Origin of the sequence: Mycobacterium sp., assembly GCF_049683935.1 — a bacterium.
GTDB lineage: Bacteria > Actinomycetota > Actinomycetes > Mycobacteriales > Mycobacteriaceae > Mycobacterium.
Map to the genome: position 1 here is coordinate 1 of NZ_JBAUJR010000380.1, position 5376 is coordinate 5376.

5 protein-coding genes and 1 pseudogene are annotated in these 5376 nt (G+C 64.4%); 2 read left to right on the top strand and 4 right to left on the bottom strand.

Annotated elements, in window-relative coordinates; all coding sequences use genetic code 11:
• The 4 genes from WA965_RS21955 to WA965_RS21970 form a co-directional block, all read right to left on the bottom strand.
• Nucleotides 1–611: DUF222 domain-containing protein (locus WA965_RS21955; protein WP_526448071.1), on the bottom strand; the 611-nt coding region annotated here is incomplete at its 3' end.
• Between the two features lie 242 nt (nt 612–853).
• Nucleotides 854–1864: a VOC family protein gene (locus tag WA965_RS21960; RefSeq protein WP_526302736.1), complete on the bottom strand. Its 1011-nt coding sequence runs from the start codon at nt 1862–1864 to the stop codon at nt 854–856.
• Nucleotides 1861–2757 (bottom strand): alpha/beta fold hydrolase, encoded by an 897-nt coding sequence (locus WA965_RS21965; RefSeq protein WP_526302735.1) that lies wholly within the window; start codon nt 2755–2757, stop codon nt 1861–1863. The genes WA965_RS21960 and WA965_RS21965 overlap by 4 nt, the downstream gene beginning before the upstream one ends.
• Nucleotides 2754–4328, bottom strand: coding sequence for an FAD-dependent oxidoreductase (locus WA965_RS21970; protein WP_526302734.1), 1575 nt, complete (start codon nt 4326–4328; stop codon nt 2754–2756). Before WA965_RS21970 ends, WA965_RS21965 begins: the two co-directional genes overlap by 4 nt.
• Nucleotides 4329–4434: 106 nt before the next feature.
• Here WA965_RS21970 and WA965_RS21975 point away from each other — a divergent pair, with 106 nt between their 5' ends.
• Together WA965_RS21975 and WA965_RS21980 are read left to right on the top strand one after the other, a co-directional pair.
• Nucleotides 4435–5067 carry a TetR/AcrR family transcriptional regulator gene (locus WA965_RS21975; protein WP_526302737.1) on the top strand — a complete coding sequence of 211 codons (633 nt, stop codon included), beginning with the start codon at nt 4435–4437 and terminating at the stop codon, nt 5065–5067.
• 57 nt (nt 5068–5124) lie between these two features.
• A pseudogene (locus WA965_RS21980) lies at nt 5125–5376 on the top strand (MMPL family transporter); the annotation flags it as partial.

Sequence of the window (5376 nt, forward strand, 5' to 3'; positions counted from 1 at the left end):
ACTGTCAGGCCGCGTTTGCGGGCACGTTCGGTGTCATCAGGTTCGGGTCCGTCCTGATCGAGCAGGAACAACGCCCGCGCGGCTTCGCCTTCGAGTTCTTTGGGTCCGGCCCCGACCGCGACGCGGACCAGGTCGACTTCAAACTGGGCGGCGGTGGCCGCATCGACAAAAATCGGCAACTTTTTGACCGCAGCGCGGATCACCGCGACATGCTCACCAGTGATCAGCCCCAGGCTCTGGGCGGCGGCGGTCGCCGGCAACACTGCAGGTAGAGGTTCTCCGGTGATCGTGCGCCGCGGCGCCAACACCGCAGCCTCGCCCAGGCGACGATTCGCCTCGGCCCCAGAAATCCGCCAGCGGACGCTCAGGACGTCTTTCCAGGATTTCGCGCCCAGCTGCGGCGGAGTGGCCTCGGTCTGCAGCCGGGCCAACAACCGCTGACGGACCGCCGGCAACTGACATGTCAGCGTTTCGAGTTCGTCGAGGGGCCCGATCAACTCCGCGCGGGTCAGCAGGTCGATGTCACAGGCGGCGACCGCGTCGAAGGCGGCCCGCAACGCGGTCACCGCCTCCCGCAAACCCGCCGTACCCGACATACTTCGAACATACATTCGACCACCGACAAACCCGGTCGATGTGACTGCTGAAACTGAAGTGACACAACTCATCTAAGTGACAAACGATGCCTCAAGACATCGGTGACTGTTCGGGTGGTCTTGGTGGTGATACTTCTGCCTCGAGGCTGCGGGGTCCTCGCCCAGCGACGAATTCGGTCGTCGAGCCTGTACTCGAGCACCACCGTCCGGGCCGGCACCCATGTCACCAATGGGTGCTCACCGTCGATTGGCCTGCCTCAGTCGTCGGCAACCCCGGCGCCGGCCAGGGCAGGAACGCTGACCTCAGAGTGAATCACTGATCGGACGCCGGTCCTGAACCGACCGAGGGTGTCGGTGATCGTCTGTCCCTCCGGAGTGTGTCCCCAGATGCTGATGCCTTGATGTGTGGTTGGCTCCCAGGTGCTTTCGTCGACGACGATCGGATTCCAGCCCACCTCCCATTCGAACCCGGACGGGGTTTGCGCGTAGAAGGACAGTTCCTTGTCATTGGTGTGCTGACCGATCGACAGGGCGATGTCGAAACCAAGATGCTTGACCCGCTGGTAGGCCGAGGTCATGTCGTCGAGATCGGCGACCTGGACGTTGCAGTGCTGGATTCGGGTGCGGATCGGATTGATCGGCAGCCGGTTCACCGAGGCGATGGCCACGGTATGGTGACGCTCGTTGACTCGCAGGAATCGGATCTTGAACTTCAACCCACTGATGGTCTCGTCGATGTAGTCGCTCAGTCGGGCGTCGAACACCGTGCTGTAATAGCCGCGCATCTGGTGCGGTCGCTTGGTCGCGATGGCCACGTGTCCCATTCCGTCCACACCGGTGACGAAGCCTCCGGAAGCTGCCAACTCCGCTGGCGCTGAGGCTGTCCGGGCAATCACGTAGATCTCCTGGGTCAGACCGTTGGGCCCGGGGAACCTGGCGAAACGCTCGACACCGCGGAGCATGGCTTCCTCGGCGCTGCCCTGCGTCATCGGCACTCCGTGCTTCCGAACGCGCGTCTCGATCGCCTCGAAGGTGGCATGGTCGTCGAGTTCCCATCCCAGTGCCGTCGTGTCCTCTGCCGGACCGCGTTGCACCAGGAACCGGCACTCGTTGTCGTCGAGGCGGAACCGCATGACGTCGGGGAGCGTCTCGTCGAGTTGCATGCCGATTCCGTCGCGGCCGAACCGTTTCCAGTCGTCGAACTTCTCGGACTCGATCACCAGGTAGCCGAGACGGACCTTGCCGAAGACATCGGTGGGCGCGGTCACGAGGTCGCCAATCGTGATTCGGCGGAGAGGAACTCGGTCACGAGCTGGTTGAACAGCTCGGCGCGCTCCCACTGCATCCAGTGGCCGGTATGCGAGGTCATGACGAGCTCGGCGTTGGGCATGAGGTTGAGCAGTAGCGGTCCGCCGGATGGCCGATTGACCTTGTCGTCCCGTCCCCACAGCACCAGAGTCGGATTGGGCAGGCAGCGGAGCCGCTTGTCGCGGGTCAGGTCCATCCGCCACAGAGTGCGCAGCCCCTTCGGTCGCTGCAGCGGGGGATGGGCCACCACTTCAGGATCGATAGAGGCCCGGTAGCGCAGGTCGATCAGATCGTCGGGTACAGCGGCGCCGTCGTACACCAGGTATGTCCGAATGAACGACGCCAGCTTGTCGCGGGTGGGCCCTTCACCTCCGTAGTACGACAGCAGGCTCTTCAGTCCGTCGGTGGGCAGGCCCCTGGTGGTGCCGATGCCGCCCGGCCCCATCAGCACGAGCTTGCCGACCCGGTGCGGCGTGTCCAGGGCCAGTCGGAGGGCGGCCGCCCCTCCGTAGGAGTTACCGATCAGATGCGCTGTGGGAAGACGTAATTGGTCCAGTAGACCGCGGATCGTGTCGGCGAGGTGGCCGAACGGATCATCGTGGTTGACATGTTTGGTCGAACGACCGTACCCGGGCATGTCGGGGACGATGACGCGGAAAGAGCGTGCCAGCGAGGCGATATTGCGCGAGTAGTTCGACACGCCCGAGGCACCTGGGCCGCCACCATGGAGCATCACCACGGCCGGACCGATTCCGCCGGTGTCGGTGACGAAGACCTCTGCATCCTGTACGCGCACCGTGTACTGCGAGCCCAGACGTGCCGGGTCGTTAGCGGGGAGAACGTGTTCGGTCATGCGTGTTCCTTCACTCTGTCGGCCACAACACCGGTGAATCCGGCCGGGGGTTGGGGGAGGGGTTGGACGCCGCCGGCGGCGTAGATGAAGCCGTCGGGTCGCACAACGACCACCGAGGCCTTCTTTTTCTTGAGCCAGCGGATGAGCGTTCCGGCCGGATCGACGACGGATTCGGCGTCGGGCGCGCTACCGGGCGGGGCAATCCTGACGACGGGCACACCGGCCGATCGCCAGGCCCGCCACGGGGCACTCGGACCCACATGCAGGATCGTCCATCGGCCGCCGATGATGTCGTCGAGTCGGACCTGTTTTCCGTGTCCATCGATGACCCACGGCTGGGGGATGAGCCAGCCTGCTGCCGGATTGCCGTTGTGCGCCAACAGACCGGTTCGGTAGCGGGCGTCGGGGAGCCAGCGATGGTCGCGCAGCCATGTGGTGAAGTACGGCACCTTGCTGGCGGCGCGGAGAACGTGATCACGCACCTTCGCGCGCACCGGGTTGCGCTCGATGATGAGTTTGCCTGTCTTGACCGCCCGGTTGGTGACTTCCTTGAGGTGGGGCAGTCGCTCATCCTGATAGGTGTCGAGCACCGCATCGGGCAGTGAACCGGTCAGAACAGCTTCGAGTTTCCAGCAGAGGTTGGCCACGTCCCGGATCCCGGCGCACATGCCCTGACCGATCCAGGGTGGCATCGCGTGTGCCGCGTCGCCTGCCAGGAAGATCCGGCCTACCCGCCACCGGTCGGCGAAACGTACATGGTGGCTGTAGCAGGCGAAGCCGATGATCTCGACGTGGTCCTCGGTGATCCCTTGGTCCCCGAGCACGTTCCAGAGCACCTCCTCGGTGAGGAGGTCCTTCTCGTCTTCGTCATCGCGCACCGGAAACTCCCACCTGTGGTGCCCCAGCGGGGTGGGGCAGTCCACTGTGGGGCGGGCGGGGTTGCAGTGGAAGCGCAACCGGTCATGTCCGGGCCACTCCTCGAGCACCTTGGTGTCGATGACGATCCACCGCTCTGAGAATGTGCGTCCCCCGAAACCGACACCCAGTTGTCCGCGAACCGAACTCGACCCTCCGTCGGCGGCGATGACGTATGCCGCGCGGACCCTCTTGAACTTGTCCTCAGTCAGATCGGCGAGCATCAACTCGACCTCCCCGTCGTGCTGGACCACGCGGAGGCATTCGTGTTCGAGCAGAAGCGAGACGTTGGGGAAGCGCTCGACACCTTCCCGCAAAACTTTGTCCACGGCGGGCTGATAGATGAACTGCTGCGGGGGGTGCCCGCATCCTCGCTCGGTGGGGAGCAGTTTGACGAAGGGCGCACCGTCGGCGTCGACGAAGTTCGCGCCGGCACCAGGTTGCATGTCGGCCGTGAGCCGTTCCGACAACCCGACCTGTTGCCAGATCCGCACCACCTCTTCGTCGGTGGAGATGGCGCGGGCGCGGAAATAGATGTCGGGGTCGCGTTCGATGACGACGACCTCGAGTCCACTCTGTCCCAGCAGATTGGCCGCGGTGGCACCCACGGGGCCGTAGCCGACGATCGCCACGTCATAGGTCGAAGAATCGTTCATGGCTGTCTCTCACCTGTCTGACGGGTCAACGCTGACCGAAGACTTGTTCTGTAGTGATCACTACGCTAATGTAGTGATCACTACAGAGTCAAGGGTGAGGAAGAAAATGGCCCCGCCAGACAAACCCCAGCGCCGTCGTCGGCGAGCGGACGGCGAGCTGTCCCGCAACCGGATCTTGGACGCTGCTACCGAGATTGCGACCGAGCGTGGCTACGAGGGCACCAGCATCGGCGCGGTCAGCGCGAAATGTGAGCTGCCGGCCAGTTCCATCTACTGGCATTTCAAGGACAAGGACGACCTGATTGCCGCCGTCATCGAGCGCAGCTTCGACAACTGGCTGAAGGTATGGCAGATGCCGGCGGACGTCGTGGCCAGGGATCGTCTGATGGAGGTGGCAGTCGGTACGGCGAAAGCGATGATGGACTCGCCCGACTTCCTCCGCTTGGGTCTGATGCTCGCGCTGGAACGGCGGCCGGTCGAACCGAAGGCGAGGGCGATGTTCGTGCGGGTTCGTGAACAAGCCTTCGCGGCCTTGTCGGCGAGTATCCGCGATCTGGCGCTGGGATTGTCCGAGGGTCAGGTCGGCCAGTTGGCGACGTATGCGATTGCCGGTGCGGACGGGCTGTTCATCGCCAAGGAGGTCGGCGGCGACAGCGTCGATGTGGTCGCGCTGTTCACTCTTCACGGCCAGGCCATCTATGACACCGCGCTGCGCATGATCGAGGAGAACAACCGCTGACGGTGACGCCGGTGAGCAGCGACCGAACCAAACTGACGTCTGTGCCGAATGCTGGGCATGGACCAGCCCGTGCTGAACCGGATCACCGCGCTGGCCCTGACCGCACCCCGCCGCGTGCTGACTGTCACCGCGTTGTTGATGGTCCTCGCCGGGGTGTTCGCCGTGCCGGTCACCAAGAGCCTGTCGGCAGGCGGATTCCAGGATCCCGCCGCCGAGTCGACCCGGGCGACCCAGCTGCTCACCGACAAGTTCGGTCAGCCGGACACGCAAATGATCCTGATGGTCAGCGCGCCCGACGGCGTCCAGAGC